Annotated in this window: 14 protein-coding genes and 6 tRNA genes; 18 read left to right on the top strand and 2 right to left on the bottom strand. The window is 38.9% G+C overall.

Annotated elements, in window-relative coordinates; translation table 11 throughout:
- Positions 1-950 precede the first annotated feature (950 nt).
- The 3 genes from AC1VU3_RS16140 to AC1VU3_RS16130 all read left to right on the top strand — a co-directional run bounded on the left by AC1VU3_RS16140 (position 951) and on the right by AC1VU3_RS16130 (position 2,208).
- On the top strand, positions 951-1,880 hold the full coding sequence (locus AC1VU3_RS16140) for an L-lactate dehydrogenase (protein ID WP_482983992.1): 930 nt from the start codon (positions 951-953) through the stop codon (positions 1,878-1,880).
- A gap of 164 nt (positions 1,881-2,044) precedes the next feature.
- A tRNA-Asn gene (locus AC1VU3_RS16135) sits at positions 2,045-2,119 on the top strand.
- 15 nt (positions 2,120-2,134) lie between these two features.
- Positions 2,135-2,208: transfer RNA gene (locus AC1VU3_RS16130), tRNA-Thr, on the top strand.
- A 198-nt stretch (positions 2,209-2,406) separates the two neighbouring features.
- Here AC1VU3_RS16130 and AC1VU3_RS16125 read toward each other — a convergent pair.
- Positions 2,407-2,757: a DUF1428 family protein gene (locus AC1VU3_RS16125; RefSeq protein ID WP_480390460.1), complete on the bottom strand. Its 351-nt coding sequence runs from the start codon at positions 2,755-2,757 to the stop codon at positions 2,407-2,409.
- A gap of 15 nt (positions 2,758-2,772) precedes the next feature.
- Entirely contained in the window at positions 2,773-3,513 is a 741-nt protein-coding gene (locus AC1VU3_RS16120) for an MBL fold metallo-hydrolase (RefSeq protein WP_482983991.1), read from the bottom strand.
- Between the two features lie 237 nt (positions 3,514-3,750).
- Between AC1VU3_RS16120 and AC1VU3_RS16115 the strand changes: the two genes are divergently transcribed.
- The 15 genes from AC1VU3_RS16115 to AC1VU3_RS16045 all read left to right on the top strand — a co-directional run bounded on the left by AC1VU3_RS16115 (position 3,751) and on the right by AC1VU3_RS16045 (position 14,691).
- A tRNA-Val gene (locus AC1VU3_RS16115) sits at positions 3,751-3,826 on the top strand.
- Positions 3,827-3,849: 23 nt separating this feature from the next.
- Positions 3,850-3,933, top strand: a tRNA-Tyr gene (locus tag AC1VU3_RS16110).
- A gap of 6 nt (positions 3,934-3,939) precedes the next feature.
- Positions 3,940-4,014 (top strand) — tRNA-Gln (locus AC1VU3_RS16105).
- A 21-nt stretch (positions 4,015-4,035) separates the two neighbouring features.
- Positions 4,036-4,108, top strand: a tRNA-Ala gene (locus AC1VU3_RS16100).
- A 280-nt stretch (positions 4,109-4,388) separates the two neighbouring features.
- Positions 4,389-4,958 (top strand): GNAT family N-acetyltransferase, encoded by a 570-nt coding sequence (locus AC1VU3_RS16095; protein WP_482983990.1) that lies wholly within the window; start codon positions 4,389-4,391, stop codon positions 4,956-4,958.
- Positions 4,959-5,027: 69 nt separating this feature from the next.
- Positions 5,028-5,933 (top strand): arginase, encoded by a 906-nt coding sequence (gene rocF / locus AC1VU3_RS16090; RefSeq protein WP_480390457.1) that lies wholly within the window; start codon positions 5,028-5,030, stop codon positions 5,931-5,933.
- Positions 5,934-6,094: 161 nt separating this feature from the next.
- Positions 6,095-6,670, top strand: coding sequence for an RNA polymerase sigma factor SigW (gene sigW / locus AC1VU3_RS16085; protein WP_480390456.1), 576 nt, complete (start codon positions 6,095-6,097; stop codon positions 6,668-6,670).
- Between the two features lie 11 nt (positions 6,671-6,681).
- Positions 6,682-7,305: a zf-HC2 domain-containing protein gene (locus AC1VU3_RS16080; RefSeq protein ID WP_482983989.1), complete on the top strand. Its 624-nt coding sequence runs from the start codon at positions 6,682-6,684 to the stop codon at positions 7,303-7,305.
- A 133-nt stretch (positions 7,306-7,438) separates the two neighbouring features.
- Complete coding sequence (gene cdaA, locus AC1VU3_RS16075) at positions 7,439-8,275, top strand: diadenylate cyclase CdaA (RefSeq protein WP_480390454.1); 837 nt, start codon at positions 7,439-7,441, stop codon at positions 8,273-8,275.
- Complete coding sequence (locus AC1VU3_RS16070; RefSeq protein WP_480390453.1) at positions 8,268-9,548, top strand: CdaR family protein; 1,281 nt, start codon at positions 8,268-8,270, stop codon at positions 9,546-9,548. Before cdaA ends, AC1VU3_RS16070 begins: the two co-directional genes overlap by 8 nt.
- A gap of 37 nt (positions 9,549-9,585) precedes the next feature.
- Positions 9,586-10,938, top strand: a complete 1,353-nt coding sequence (gene glmM, locus AC1VU3_RS16065) for a phosphoglucosamine mutase (protein ID WP_480390452.1) — start codon at positions 9,586-9,588, stop codon at positions 10,936-10,938.
- A 200-nt stretch (positions 10,939-11,138) separates the two neighbouring features.
- Positions 11,139-11,651 (top strand): type 1 glutamine amidotransferase domain-containing protein, encoded by a 513-nt coding sequence (locus AC1VU3_RS16060; RefSeq protein ID WP_480390451.1) that lies wholly within the window; start codon positions 11,139-11,141, stop codon positions 11,649-11,651.
- Between the two features lie 213 nt (positions 11,652-11,864).
- On the top strand, positions 11,865-12,314 hold the full coding sequence (locus tag AC1VU3_RS16055; protein WP_482983988.1) for an Lrp/AsnC family transcriptional regulator: 450 nt from the start codon (positions 11,865-11,867) through the stop codon (positions 12,312-12,314).
- 520 nt (positions 12,315-12,834) lie between these two features.
- Positions 12,835-13,776 (top strand): nickel ABC transporter permease, encoded by a 942-nt coding sequence (nikB, locus tag AC1VU3_RS16050; protein WP_482983987.1) that lies wholly within the window; start codon positions 12,835-12,837, stop codon positions 13,774-13,776.
- A gap of 18 nt (positions 13,777-13,794) precedes the next feature.
- Positions 13,795-14,691, top strand: coding sequence for an ABC transporter permease (locus tag AC1VU3_RS16045; protein WP_480390448.1), 897 nt, complete (start codon positions 13,795-13,797; stop codon positions 14,689-14,691).
- The last annotated feature ends 15 nt before the right edge of the window (positions 14,692-14,706 follow it).

The following is a 14,706-nucleotide window of genomic DNA, read 5'->3' as shown; positions in this document are numbered from 1 at the left end:
TGTTTTTGGTCGCACACTAACATTTACCCAGGAATTTATATGACTTTTCACTTTTACACAATTATATGTACATAATCATCCCGAGGCAGTCTCCCACCCGGCAACTACTATATAAATAGATGAAACTAGTATGGTGAAGGGCATGGCCGAAACTTGCCAGTCTCCTAGATAAGCGAAGGATTCCAAAATTCTATCCCTGTCAGAGACATCATAAGATTTACTCTCGTTCAGAGGAGCAATACTCTCGGATAGATGGTGGTTACTCTCGTATAGCCGTGGGTTACTCTAGGATAGAGCAGATTTACTCTCATTCAGCAGTAATACTCTCGTTCCCGGAGCATTTATTCTCAGACAAGCCGATTTTACTCTCGTTCGTGCCAGACTAAATAAATGGATATCAGTGCCGCATTCCTATCAATATAAAAAAGTTATAATGGGGATAGTAAAATAATAATTCTTTGCAGACTAAAAAATTCTTAGTTAAAAAGGAAATCTTTTAATCCCGTACATAAAATTCGACATTTATGCGCAAAATAGTTGTATCTAATTTCCAAAAAAATCATCTATGATTTGTTGTAACATAGGACTTGTGGACAGAAAAGGAAGTTTGCGCTCCCTAATATAAGCTACTATAATAAAGATTGCATTCGGCGATACATATGAAGAAGTAGTTGCCCATTTGGAACCATCTATACGGTATGTTCAACTACATCACCTGAACCAATTTTTAATCAAAATGGAACACTGTTCTGGATCTAGCTTAAATTTGGATGGACAGGTGTAATGTGAAAAGGGTTACCTAAAAATAGTAGTTCACTCTTAGTACATACAAGTCATTACTGTGCGACATACTTTTTACTGGTGTAATAAATACTTTAATTTAAGACATACTAACAGCGAGCGTTGAATGTATATCTGACTATTTTTGATTCTATATATGAGGTGATTTAATGAGAAAAGTTGTTTTAGTTGGTTGCGGTGCGGTTGGTACTGCTTATGCATATAGTCTAGTTAACCAAGGGGTTGTTACTGAACTTGTACTAATCGATGCTAATAAAGAAAAAGCAGAGGGTGAAGCAATGGACCTTGTGCATGGTATGGCAGTGGCAACAACGAACATGAAAGTTAGTGTTGGTACCTATGAGGATTGCAAGGATGCACAACTAATTGTTATTACGGCCGGAGCCAACCAGAAGCCTGGTGAAACGAGATTACAACTCGTAGAACGCAACACTCGAATTATGCAATCTATTGTTCAGGAGATTAAAAAAAGCGGCTTCGATGGAATTCTTCTCATTGCTTCCAACCCAGTTGATGTGATGAGTTATGTAGCATACAAGGAAAGCGGCCTGCCTGCGAACAAGGTCATTGGTTCAGGAACTACCTTGGATACAGCTCGTTTCAAGGTACTTTTAGGAGAGTACTTTGAAGTAGATCCAAGGAATGTTCATGCAGTTATCATCGGTGAGCATGGTGATAGTGAACTAGCTGTATTCAGTCAAGCTAATATTGGGGTAGAATCGCTGGAAGATTTCTTGGAAAGACGAAATAATCCAAATGATAAAGAAAAACTCAACTCGATCTTTAACGCAGTTCGTAGGGCTGCTTATGAGATTATTAATCGTAAAGGTGTTACGAATTTCGGAATAGGAATGTGCTTAACAAGAATCACGAAGGCAATTCTCAATAACGAGCATTCTATTCTTCCAGTTTCTTGTTTATTGAACGGCGAATATGGCCAAGAAGATATCTATATGAGTGTCCCAGCCGTTGTAACATACGAGGGTGTGAAAGAAATTCCTACCTTAAAGTTGAATGAAGAAGAGACTAAGCTATTCAATCAATCAGCAGAAATTCTACGTAAAACGAGAGTAAACTAAAACTCCTTTTACAAGAAAATAACCATGGTATAGTTACCGTGGTTATTTTCTCTTATATTCTTTTTTAAAAAAAGCTGTATAAAATAACGGTACAAAAACATACTAATGAAAGAAATTGATACTTGAAAAAGTTTGTTACATTACCTATAATTATATCTAGACGTTCCGAAGTAGCTCAGTGGTAGAGCAACCGGCTGTTAACCGGTTGGTCGTAGGTTCGAGTCCTACCTTCGGAGCCATTTTTATGTTAATTTGCTTCCATAGCTCAGTTAGGTAGAGTGCTTCCATGGTAAGGAAGAGGTCACCGGTTCGAGCCCGGTTGGAAGCTTAATTGAAAAACAAAAAGCGATTCTCCAAAGATAATGGAGAGTCGCTTTTTTCTGTCTGTCTAGAATTTACCATGCTGTCCAAACAGAGAGTAATTGATAAGTATTAAACAATAGGTAGTAATGCTAGTTCATAAATGAAAAAGCGACTTTGTGATTGGCTCTGTTAAGACAATCACAAAGTCGCTTTTAAATGGACGTTATGGCATTCCAAATTCGCCGCGGACAGTTCTGCTCATATCAATCACCTTTGTCATTTGGTTATATAGCGTATTAATCCGTTCGTCCTGATCAACTTTCTCCAATACCTGAATCTGATGTCTCTTGTTATGATAGCGGTTAATTTCCATCATCAGTATTTCTTTTTCAAGCAGTTCTACAGCAGATACCATTCCGGCACAACCGTATTCAGGCTGAATGGATGTAGCGACATATGTTTCACTTTCGATAGCGCCATACTCTTTATAGATGCGTTCGGCCTCTCGATTAATCTGTAAAAATTGTTCTTTATTTTCTTCAGTTACTGGATAAAGATAAATTTCTAAATACATGAGCGCCCTCCTTACTTAGGATGAAAACTTATAAGAGTACAGCGGTCTTGCTAGCCTTATTTTTTCTTTTCGTTCTATCTGCAGCTTTGCGTCCTCGGTATCGTAACCACTATGATAGTGCATTAAAATCATTTTTTTCGTTAAGGATGAGTCAAGCGCTTTTATTTCCTGTAAGCTAGGGTGGGAAAGGATGGGAAGATCCCACATATGACAGTCGTGAAAGATGGTATGAACATTTAGAGAATGAAGCAAAGCCTCGTTGACTATGGAATCACCACTGTAATAGAAATACGGCTCTGCTAATATTCCGTAACTGATCATCTGGGGAATATGATCTGTGCGGATAATACGAAATGATTGGCAAGCTATATAGAATTCTTCCTCTGGCCGAACGAGCGTTACATGAAAATAATCCTCCAATTTTTTCGGACCGTTAGTAGATAGCCCAAGTCCCTCCTTCAATGTATTCCATAAGCCTTCAACCAAATCCTCTGCAAGATAGAGATTTATTTTTCCTTTCCCAAGGATTGTCTTATAATGTGCTAGCTGCTGTAGACCGTTTATATGATCTTCATGGAGATGGGTGATGAATAAATGCTCTACAATATTTAAGTCAAATCCTAATTTCTGAAGCGACTGTCGATTAGTCGCTGGGAAGTCTATAAATAGGCGAGTATCGTTCCATTCAATAAATGCGCTATTATGTCCGCTTCTATCTGGTAGAAAGTCTCCGGTTCCAAGGAAGGTTAATTGCATAAAGGTACACCCTTTCTGTCATAATTATGCTTTAGTTTAAGTATCTACCAATGGTAACAGAAAGAAAAGTACTACCTGGATAACTCGCTAAAAACTCTTGCCAAACAACCTATAAAAAAGTAGAATGATTACATAGTTCTTTTTAGAAAACAGATATCTTTTTTTAAAAAAGTGCTTGTTTCGAAAAGGTGCTTATGATAATATATTTATTGTCCGGTTTTTCAATAAAACCTACATGGAGGATTAGCTCAGCTGGGAGAGCATCTGCCTTACAAGCAGAGGGTCGGCGGTTCGAGCCCGTCATCCTCCACCATTTTAATTTATTTAATATAGCCTGGAGGGGTAGCGAAGTGGCTAAACGCGGCGGACTGTAAATCCGCTCCTTAGGGTTCGGCGGTTCGAATCCGTCCCCCTCCACCAGTTTTTTGGGGTATAGCCAAGCGGTAAGGCAACGGATTTTGATTCCGTCATGCCCTGGTTCGAATCCAGGTACCCCAGCCATTTTACACATCACCCTGATATGGGGCCTTAGCTCAGCTGGGAGAGCGCCTGCCTTGCACGCAGGAGGTCAGCGGTTCGATCCCGCTAGGCTCCATCCTAAAAAATCCTTTCCACCTTTCAGGCGGGAAGGATTTTTTCTTATTGTTCAGCTTCAGCGCTTTGCACCTCGAGGTCAAATGGGTGCCGACTGCCTCCTCGCAGTCCTTCATTTGCTTGTCGAGGCATGCCTTGTGCTTTCTTAATAGGACGATAAGTATTTCTTTTGTATGTATTTTGTTCTCTTTGAAATTTGCTTTCAGGAAAGTATGCTAGAAATAGCAATTCACGACTCACAGCTATTATTTATCTTCCACTATAAAAAAAGAGGTGTACGGATGCTAAATTATCAAAATGTTACACTACGTCCTTTAAAAGAAACTGATTTTGTGAAATTATGGAGGCTGTTTGAGCCGGAAATATTTGAATTTATGCTACATAAAGTAGAAACACAGAATCAGTTGAATAAGTGGCTTCAGGCTGGTATTGACCAGATGCGTGAGAGGAAGGCTCTTACTTTTGCTGTAGAGCATACCGATACTAAAGAGATAATGGGAACTACACGGATTTATGGTATCGATTATACAAATAAGTCTTGTGAAATCGGCTCAACCTTTTACGGAAAAAGGTTTCAGCGAACGAATGTGAATACGGCATGCAAATATCTTTTATTAACATATTGTTTTGAAGATTTGCAGCTGATACGTGTTCAACTTAAAACAGATGAACAAAACCTCTCCTCCCAACAGGCGATTGAGCGAATAGGGGCAAAAAGAGAGGGCGTTCTTCGGAATGAAAGAATTCGTTCAAATGGAGTGGTAAGGAATACCGTTATTTATTCTTTCATTGATGAAGAGTGGGAAAAAACGAAAACCCATCTTTTTCAACTGTTGCATAAATATACGTGAGTTTGCGCTGTTGAGCCATATGAAATTTGGAATTACAATAGATGTATGAATTGAAAGGGGCTTAAAAACATGAATCATTTAAACCTATCCATTATTGGAGTTCCAATGGACTTAGGTCAAAATAGACGTGGAGTAGATATGGGTCCTAGTGCCATTCGTTACGCAGGAGTAGTTGAGAGACTAGAAGCACTTGGCCATCATGTGAACGATTTAGGGGATATTCCTATCGGTAAAAATAATCCAGAAAAGACGCCTCATGAAAAGCTTAGAAACTTACAAGATGTTATAGAGGGTAATACAGCGCTTGCTAATAAAGTACATGAGGTAGTAGCAAAAGGTGATTTCCCATTAGTGCTAGGTGGAGATCATAGTATTGCTATTGGAACGCTTGCTGGGTTATCTGATCGTTATGAAAATATGGGGGTTATTTGGTATGATGCCCATGCAGATATGAACACAGAGGAAACGACGCCTTCAGGTAATATTCATGGAATGCCACTTGCGGTCAGCATGGGGTTAGGACATGAGGCGCTAGTAAATATCCGTGCATATGCTCCAAAAATAAAACCGGAAAATCTAGTGATTATTGGTGCAAGGTCCGTTGATCCAGGCGAAAAAGCGCTTATTAAAGAAAAGGGTATTAAAGTATTTTCGATGCATGAAATTGACAAGCTAGGAATGACAGAAGTGATGAATCAAACAATCGCACATTTTCTAGCTCGTAAAGTAGATGGGGTTCACCTATCACTTGATTTAGATGGCATCGATCCGTTGTACACTCCTGGAGTAGGAACACCGGTGCCGGGTGGAATAAGCTATAGAGAGAGTCACTTGGCAATGGAAATGCTTTATTCCTCTGGTTTAATTACTTCCGCTGAATTTGTTGAGGTAAACCCTATACTTGATGAAAGAAATAAGACTGCTGATGTAGCGGTAGCACTAATGGGTTCTCTATTTGGTGAAAGTTTAATATAAAAATGAGTCAAAAAGTAGACAGATTTGTCTGCTTTTTCTTTTTTTATTTAAACACAAAGAGCTATTTCTTTGATAAAATTAAATTTAGATGAAAAAAATGAAACCTGCTGACACCTCGTACGTATAGGTAAGACAGCCGCATGGAGCGGAGGGAAATCTCAATGGATGCGTTAGTTAACAAAAGAATAAAGCAAGTGTTAAAAGGTGACAAGGATGCTTTTGCGGAAATCGTGGACCTTTACCAGCATAGGTTATATCAGGTTTGCTATCGTATGCTTGGGAATCGTCATGAGGCTGAGGACATTGCTCAGGAAGCGTTCGTACGTGCATTTATCAATATTCATACGTTTGATCAAAAAAGAAAATTTTCCACATGGCTATATAGAATTGCAACGAACTTATGTATAGATCGTATAAGAAAGAAAAAGCCAGATTATTATTTAGACGCGGAAGTAAAGGGTACAGAAGGATTAGACATGTATTCTCAAATAGCTGCCTCTGAGGAGCTTCCAGAAGAAGAATTGATGAAGCTAGAGCTGCAAGATAGAATACAGTATGAAATTAGCAGACTACCAGATAAGTATCGTTCAGCCATTGTCTTAAAGTATATGGAAGAGCTATCTTTACAAGAGATAAGTGAGATATTGGATCTGCCGCTGGGAACTGTAAAAACGAGAATTCATCGAGGTCGTGAAGCACTTCGTAAGCAATTGAGCAAACAAGCCAATCTATTGTAGGAGGAATCATCATGAATGCGTGTCCAGAACGAATTGTTCACTATATGCACGAATACTTAGATGGCGAAATAAGTCGTGAACATGAGCTGGAGCTCAAGGCGCACCTACAGACATGCAAAGAGTGCCAGGCTCATATGCATGAGCTCAGTGATGTAGTTGCTTTTGTGAAGGGCGCGGCTCATGTGGAGGCGCCAAATAGTTTCACTATGTCTGTTATGGCGAGACTTCCAAAGGAAAAATCGCATACCGGTGTAAGTAGATGGTTTCGCCATCATCCTGTTTTGACTGCTGCTGCAGTATTTCTTGTATTAATGAGCAGCATGCTATTCTCATCATATCAAGATGACCAGCAATTCTCTTTCACAAAGCAAGAAAACGTGATAGTAGAAGGAGAAACGGTTATCATCCCTGAAGGACAAGTCGTAAAGGGAGACTTAGTTGTAAAGAATGGGAATGTACGAATAGATGGGGAGCTAGATGGTAATTTGACTGTTATTAATGGAACAAAGTACATGGCTTCTACAGCAAATATTACCGGTACTTCTGAAGAAATAAATGAGGTCTTTGATTGGCTATGGTTTCATATAAAGAATAGTGTGAAAGAAGTAGGCTCGTTTTTCAAGAAAGATGAATAAGGGCAAGCTGGAAGAGTGCAGATAGATATTTTAATGTCTGCACTTTTTTTGCGTTCTTCGAAAGAGAATTAAAACACGCTTATATGTTATAATGAGAACATATGGATTCGTGAGGAAAAGTGGGGGATGCCACATGTCGTTTATGGAGCAATTTACCGATTTTATGCCAGTAAACGTAATTGTAAATATTTTAGATGTTTTATTGGTTTGGTTCGTTATATATAAAATTATCACCCTTATTAAAGGGACAAAAGCTGTTCAATTATTAAATGGTATATTTATTATTGTTGTAACAAAAATAATGACTGACTTTTTAGGATTAGATACCCTTGGCTGGATATTAAGTCAAGTTATTAACTGGGGTTTTTTAGCAATTATCATTATTTTTCAACCGGAAATTAGAAGGGCACTAGAACAGATTGGGAGAGGGAAGCTATTCTCTCGCGGCTCCCAACATGAACAAGAGGAGCAGGAGCGTTTAATCGATGCAATGACGAAATCTGTGAGCTATATGGCGAAGCGTCGAATTGGAGCGCTGATCTCTATTGAAAGAGAAACTGGGCTAACAGAGTATATAGAAACAGGGATACCTTTAAATGCGAATCTTACTTCTGAGCTGTTGATCAATATCTTTATCCCTAATACCCCGTTACATGATGGAGCTGTCATTGTACAGAAGAACAAAATAACCTCTGCAGCATGTTATTTGCCTCTATCAGAAAGTCCGTTCATTTCTAAAGAACTTGGCACACGTCATAGAGCGGCTATAGGGCTCAGTGAAGTAACAGATGCTGTTACCATTGTAGTATCAGAAGAAACTGGTGCAGTTAGCATAACCTCAAATGGTGATTTGCATCGGAATCTTTCCATGGATGAGTTTAAGGTGCATTTAAGTCGACTTTGGTTCGGAGCAACGGAGGAACAGGTGACATCCTCCAAGTGGTTGAGGAGGGGTAAGCAAAATGGATAAAATGTTAAGTAATCCATGGATTCTAAGAATTATTGCCCTTGCCTTAGCAATTCTGCTATTTGTCTCTGTTAAATCGGAATTTGATACTTCCGATCAAAATACAAGCGGTACCGACGTAGAGGTCTTAAGAGATGTTCCCTTAGAAGTATACTACGATGATGAAAATTCAGTCGTAACAGGAACGCCTGAAACTGTAACAGTTAACATAGAAGGACCTGCTCAGCAGGTTAAATCTACAAAGGTGATGAAGGATTACAAAGTCTTTGTAGATTTAAGAGAATTAACCTATGGAGAGCACCGAGTAGCTATTTCAACTGAATCCTTTTCTGATAAGCTTAAAGTTAAAGTAGAGCCTGCTTATATAGATGTCGTAATAGATGAACGTATATCAGAAGAATTTGTAGTTGAATTAGACATGAATGAGAGCCTCCTAGCAGATAATTACGTGATTGCTGATACGTCAGTAGAGCCAAGAGTAGTTACAATTACGGGTGCAAAAGGCGTTATAGATAGCATCGGTTATGTAAAAGCGACCATTACTGGTTCGAATGGAATAAATAAATCCTTTGAACAACAGGCCAGCGTTCGAGTACTAGATTTGGACTTAAACAAACTAGATGTCATGGTCGAACCTCGAACAGTGCTAGTAAAGGTCGGAGTAGAGGAGTATAGTAAGGAAGTTCCGATTGCTTTAGGTAGAGAAGGCTCGCCTAAAGAAGGAGTGACTATCCGTTCACTGACTACGGAAACGGAGAAAATTAGGCTTTATGGACCGAAATCCGTTCTAGATAAAATTAAACAGTTAAATGTGGATGTTGATATTAGCAAGATAGAGGAATCGGGCAATTTTGACTTGAAACTCTTAGTACCAGAAGGTGTCACAAAGCTATCCACGGAAAAAATAAAAATTAGGGCTGAAGTGACGGTAGTTGAACCAGAGGAACAAGGAAACGAGGAACAAGGAAATAAAGAAGAGGATGTATCTTCCTCCATCACCGAAAAATCATTTGAAAATGTGCAAATTGTGGTGAATGGGCTTGCTGAAAATTTAAGAAGTAGCTTTCATTTTCCTGAAAATGGGGTAATCACAGTAGTGGCGAAAGGGCCACAGGAAGCTTTGGATAAAGTACAAGCTAACAACATTTCCATATACGTTGATGCTAAGAACTCCGAACTTGGAGAAACAGTACTGCCTATTCAAATTGATGCCCCATCTAATATAGAGTGGGAAACATCTGAATCCGAAGCAACACTAATGATAACAGAAGCTTAAAACGTAGGATAACAGGTTATTAAGGAGAGTTGATCAAATGGGAAAATATTTTGGGACTGACGGCGTACGAGGTGTAGCAAACTCAGAATTAACACCAGAGTTAGCATATAAACTAGGTCGCTTTGGAGGATATATTTTAACAAGAGAGGCAAAGGACCGAGCAAAGGTAGTAATAGGCCGAGATACTCGAATTTCGGGTCATATGTTAGAAGGCGCGTTAGTAGCTGGTCTCTTATCAGTAGGAGTAGAAGTAATGCGTCTTGGTGTAATTAGTACGCCTGGAGTAGCCTATTTAACTCGAGTAATGAGTGCTGATGCAGGAGTCATGATCTCAGCTTCTCATAATCCAGTCGCAGACAATGGAATCAAATTCTTTGGATCAGATGGGTTTAAGCTATCAGATGCACAGGAAGAGGAAATTGAGCGTCTAATAGATGCGGAGCAGGATGAGTTGCCTCGTCCGACAGGAGGAGCTATTGGTACAGTTTCTGATTACTTCGAAGGTGGTCAGAAGTATATCCAATATCTAAAACAAACTATAGATGAGGACTTTGTAGGGATTCACGTTGCGCTTGACTGTGCAAACGGTGCTACCTCTTCGTTAGGAACACATGTATTTGCTGACTTGGATGCCGATTTGTCTACAATGGGTGTATCTCCAAACGGATTAAACATTAACGAAGGAGTGGGATCCACACATCCAGAGGGTCTTGCAAAGTTCGTGCTGGAAAAAGGAGCAGACGTTGGTCTAGCCTTTGACGGTGATGGAGATCGATTAATTGCAGTGGACGAAAAAGGGAACATCGTAGATGGAGATCAAATCATGTATATCCTGGCCAAATATCTTCACGCAAATGGTCGTCTTAATAACAATACAGTTGTCTCTACAGTAATGAGTAATATGGGCTTCTATAAAGCGTTGGAAGAAAACGGAATGAATAGTGTGAAAACTGCCGTTGGAGACCGTTATGTTGTAGAGGAAATGAAATTGAATGGATACAATCTTGGTGGAGAACAATCTGGTCATATTATCTTCTTAGATTACAATACAACTGGCGATGGTCTACTAACAGGCGTACAGCTAGTGAATATCATGAAGGTTACTGGAAAGAAATTATCAGAGCTTGCTGGTGAAATGAAAGTTTTCCCTCAAAAGCTAGTGAATGTACGTGTGACGGATAAGCATGCGGTAACAGAGAATGAAAAGGTAGCTGCTGTCATTCAAGAAGTAGAAAAAGAAATGGCTGGCAATGGCCGTGTATTAGTTCGTCCTTCCGGTACAGAGCCACTAGTTCGTGTCATGGTAGAGGCTTCGACAGAAGAAAGCTGTGAAAGCTATGTCAATCGAATTGCAGAAGTGGTAAAAGCTGAAATGGGCTTAGAAGAATAAATACTAGAGTGTAATAAAATGGGGTGTCCCATAAGTTTTCTACTTATGGAACACCCCTTTTGTTTTTTCCTATGAATTCATTACCATGTTTTTCCGAAAAAGAAGTACAATTCTAACATAGCTCTTTGAATCTCTTTCGAATGTTTAATCCCTTTTAAATGTGGAATTATAAAAGAGAACAAACAATAAGGAGTGAGAAGATGGCTAAAGTAGCAACATTAATCACAGATATGTTTGAGGATGTAGAATATACAGAACCTGCTAAAGCGTTAACGGATGCAGGACATGAGGTATTTACAATTGAAAAGGAAGCTGGCAAGGTCGTGACTGGGAAAAATGATGAAGCAAAGGTAACCATCGATTATAATATTGACGACGTAAATCCAGCTGACTTTGACGCATTATTCCTACCTGGAGGCTTTTCTCCAGATATTTTACGCGCAGATGATCGTTTTGTTCAGTTTTCAAAAGCATTTATGGATGCAAAGAAGCCAGTATTTGCAATTTGTCATGGTCCACAGCTACTAATTACCGCTAAAGCATTGGAAGGAAGAGATGCTACTGGTTACACATCAATACGTGTAGACTTAGAAAATGCAGGGGTTAAATTCCATGATGAAGAAGTGTTTGTATGTCAAAACCAATTGGTAACAAGTCGTACACCAGATGATATACCAGCATTTAATCGTGAAATTGTAAAACTATTGGCTTAAAAATGATATGGAGCAGGTGGGGATCTAGCATTCCTACCTATTTTTTTTATACATACTTAATTTCATAAGACGGGGATAAATCTCAAATCTTACTAATATTTCTTTTAGAATGATATGGCTCATTAAATTTTACATTGTGGTAAAATAATTGTGAATTTTCTTTCAAAAATACATGTTATGCATTAAGATAGAATATTAAAGGGGTGAGAAATAATGGGAATTGATGCCACAGACCGTAAAATACTAGAGTTACTGACCGCAAATGCGCGTTTATCATATGTCGATATCGGAAAAGAATTAAACCTTTCTAGAGTTGCAGTTAGAGAAAGGGTACATCAGCTACAAAGGGAAGGCATTATTGAGAGCTTTACAGTAGTTATTAACTCGGAGAAGGTAGGGAAAGGTGTTTCCGGTTTCTTTGAGGTTGATTGTGAGCCATCCTCACTTGTAGAGGTAGCAGAAAAATTAGCGAATAATCCAAGTGTAGCGAGCTGTTATCAAATGACTGGGCCTTCTACATTACATATGCATGTGCTGGTAGACGATTTTGTCAGCCTAGAAAAATTCATCAATGAAGAGCTTTATGCACTTGAAGGGATTACGAGAGTAGAAAGTCATATTCTGTTGCGTAGATTTAAGAGCAGGAGCGGTTTGAAGCTATAAAACTCCAAAAGGAAGAATGGTATTAAAAATTCTTCTGCTTTTAAAAATGTACAACTTGTTGCCATAAACCCAGAGTTTATGGTTTTTTATTGTCCCATATTAACACCATACTCCTTACCCCACGAGGTCAATATCTACTTTTTAAGCACTCCTCTTTTCCCAAATACTCTTTTCTGTCCTCCAAATAAGAGCTATCATTCCAAAGAATATAAATGAATCTTGCAAGTAGACAATTATTAGCTAAATAGTCTTTTTTACAAAACGAATGTAAGCGTTTTCTCCTTTCGTACTAATGTATTTATACAACATGAAAATGAAATGGAAAATATCTATACAAAATGTAATTAATCTATAACTAATGCACCCGAAAAGTAAAGAAAATATAGAATAAATAAATTTATTTGAAAATTCATATAGATTTTTCCTTTTTTATGTACTATAATCAGAAATATTAAAAAACAGACATTTGTTAATCAAAACATTTAAATAGATTAACAAACGTTGAAGGGTGGGTGAATGCATGATTAATCTAATTGTCCGAAGAGGGATTCAACTAGTTTTATTGTTATTAGGCATTTCTTTTTTAGTATTTTCGTCCATGTACATAGCGCCGGGAGATCCGGCAACGATGGTGGGAGGACCTACAGCAACAGAGTCAGAATTAGAGGCGATCAGAGACGATTTGGGATTAAATGATCCTTTTCTTGTTCAATACGGTAGGTATCTGAAAGAAGCGGTACAGGGAGACTTCGGTTACTCCTATCAATCGAAGCAGTCGGTATCAGAAGCTATTGCCATACGCTTTCCGAACACCCTGAAGCTGGCGGTTGCCAGTATGGTTGTAGCCATCATTATTGGTGTGATCGCTGGACTTATCTCCGCTTTAAAGCAGAACTCTTGGCTGGATGTGAGCTCTACAACTCTTGCATTAGCCGGAATATCGATCCCTAACTTCTGGCTTGGAGCATTATTAATTCTTGTATTCGCAGTGAATCTGCAATGGTTACCTGTAGGTGGTCTATCAGAGCCGTTTTATACAACGGAAGGGTTTAAGCAATTGATCTTACCAGCTATTACTTTAGGAACAAGTGCAGCTGCCATGATAGCTAGAATGACAAGGTCTTCCGTATTAGAAGTAGCTAGAGCAGATTATGTACGAACTGCTAGAGCGAAGGGTGTCAAAGAAAACAAGGTCATTTGGGTTCATACTTTAAAAAATGCCTTAATTCCTGTAGTAACAGTCATCGGTGTGAACTTTGGTGGATTACTTGGTGGAACGATTATTACGGAGAAGGTTTTCGCGATTAATGGAGTAGGACGTTTAATGATAGACGCGATAGCTCAACGTGATTTCCCAATGGTTCAGGCATCTGTGCTTTTAGTAGCAACCCTGTTTGTAGTGGTGAATCTTTTAGTAGATATTATTTATACCTTTATAGATCCAAGAATTAGCTATGACTAAGAAAGGAGGAAGCATCATATGACGAATGCAGCTTCAGTTCATCCGAATCAATTAACGACTCCAAAGAAAAAAGACAAAGTCTATGTGACAACAATGAAGCGGCTACTGAAAAATAAATTAGCTGTTATCGGACTAATTCTCATTATCGGGCTAGTCTTGATGGCAGTGTTTGCCCCCTGGTTAGCTACACATAATCCAGCTACACAGAATTTAAAGGCAAGTGAGCTTCCTGTATTTTCGGAAGGACATTGGCTAGGAACAGATAACTACGGGAGAGATGTTTGGTCAAGATTAGTATACGGCTCAAGAATTTCTCTTCTAGTAGGATTGGCTGCAGTAAGTCTTGGGCTTTTCGGTGGTATTATCCTCGGTTTGCTAGGTGGTTATTATAAAAAGCTAGATGCAATTATCATGAGAATAGTAGATTTACTTTTCTCTTTCCCTGGTATTCTTCTAGCAATGTTAATCATTGCAATTCTAGGAACGAGCCTAGTAAATGTAGCAATTGCAATTAGTATTTGGTCTATACCCAGCTGTGCACGTATTGTCCGAGGCTCCGTCCTCTCTATCAAGCAAAAAGAGTATATTATGGCGTTGAAATCATTGGGAGCATCAGACCTACGAATTATGGTCAGACATATCTTGCCAAACGCAATGGCTCCTATCATAGTTTTTGCAACCATGCGTATGGGTACCGCAATCTTATCTACCGCATCCTTAAGCTACTTAGGATTAGGGGCTCAGCCTCCTACACCGGAGTGGGGTGCGATGATTTCGCAAGGACAAAGCTTTATGTGGACATCTCCACACTTGACGATCATACCGGGAATAGCAATTATGCTTACCGTATTTGCGTTCAACGTCTTAGGAGACGGTTTACGAGATGCATTAGATCCAAACATGGATATTCAATAAAAATTGGGGGAATAA

The organism is Psychrobacillus sp. Z16_25, assembly GCF_056856695.1.
This window is presented reverse-complemented; position numbering and strand designations above follow the sequence as displayed.

Excerpts from the sequence above, each read along its gene's own strand:
- cdaA (WP_480390454.1), top strand. The coding sequence starts at position 7,439 with ATGTCGTTTATGGAGCAATTTACCGATTTTATGCCAGTAAACGTAATT.
- AC1VU3_RS16060 (WP_480390451.1), top strand. The coding sequence starts at position 11,139 with ATGGCTAAAGTAGCAACATTAATCACAGATATGTTTGAGGATGTAGAA.
- AC1VU3_RS16095 (WP_482983990.1), top strand. The coding sequence starts at position 4,389 with ATGCTAAATTATCAAAATGTTACACTACGTCCTTTAAAAGAAACTGAT.
- AC1VU3_RS16055 (WP_482983988.1), top strand. The coding sequence starts at position 11,865 with ATGGGAATTGATGCCACAGACCGTAAAATACTAGAGTTACTGACCGCA.
- AC1VU3_RS16125 (WP_480390460.1), bottom strand. The coding sequence starts at position 2,757 with ATGTATTTAGAAATTTATCTTTATCCAGTAACTGAAGAAAATAAAGAA.
- AC1VU3_RS16140 (WP_482983992.1), top strand. The coding sequence starts at position 951 with ATGAGAAAAGTTGTTTTAGTTGGTTGCGGTGCGGTTGGTACTGCTTAT.
- AC1VU3_RS16120 (WP_482983991.1), bottom strand. The coding sequence starts at position 3,513 with ATGCAATTAACCTTCCTTGGAACCGGAGACTTTCTACCAGATAGAAGC.
- nikB (WP_482983987.1), top strand. The coding sequence starts at position 12,835 with ATGATTAATCTAATTGTCCGAAGAGGGATTCAACTAGTTTTATTGTTA.
- AC1VU3_RS16045 (WP_480390448.1), top strand. The coding sequence starts at position 13,795 with ATGACGAATGCAGCTTCAGTTCATCCGAATCAATTAACGACTCCAAAG.
- rocF (WP_480390457.1), top strand. The coding sequence starts at position 5,028 with ATGAATCATTTAAACCTATCCATTATTGGAGTTCCAATGGACTTAGGT.
- glmM (WP_480390452.1), top strand. The coding sequence starts at position 9,586 with ATGGGAAAATATTTTGGGACTGACGGCGTACGAGGTGTAGCAAACTCA.
- sigW (WP_480390456.1), top strand. The coding sequence starts at position 6,095 with ATGGATGCGTTAGTTAACAAAAGAATAAAGCAAGTGTTAAAAGGTGAC.
- AC1VU3_RS16070 (WP_480390453.1), top strand. The coding sequence starts at position 8,268 with ATGGATAAAATGTTAAGTAATCCATGGATTCTAAGAATTATTGCCCTT.
- AC1VU3_RS16080 (WP_482983989.1), top strand. The coding sequence starts at position 6,682 with ATGAATGCGTGTCCAGAACGAATTGTTCACTATATGCACGAATACTTA.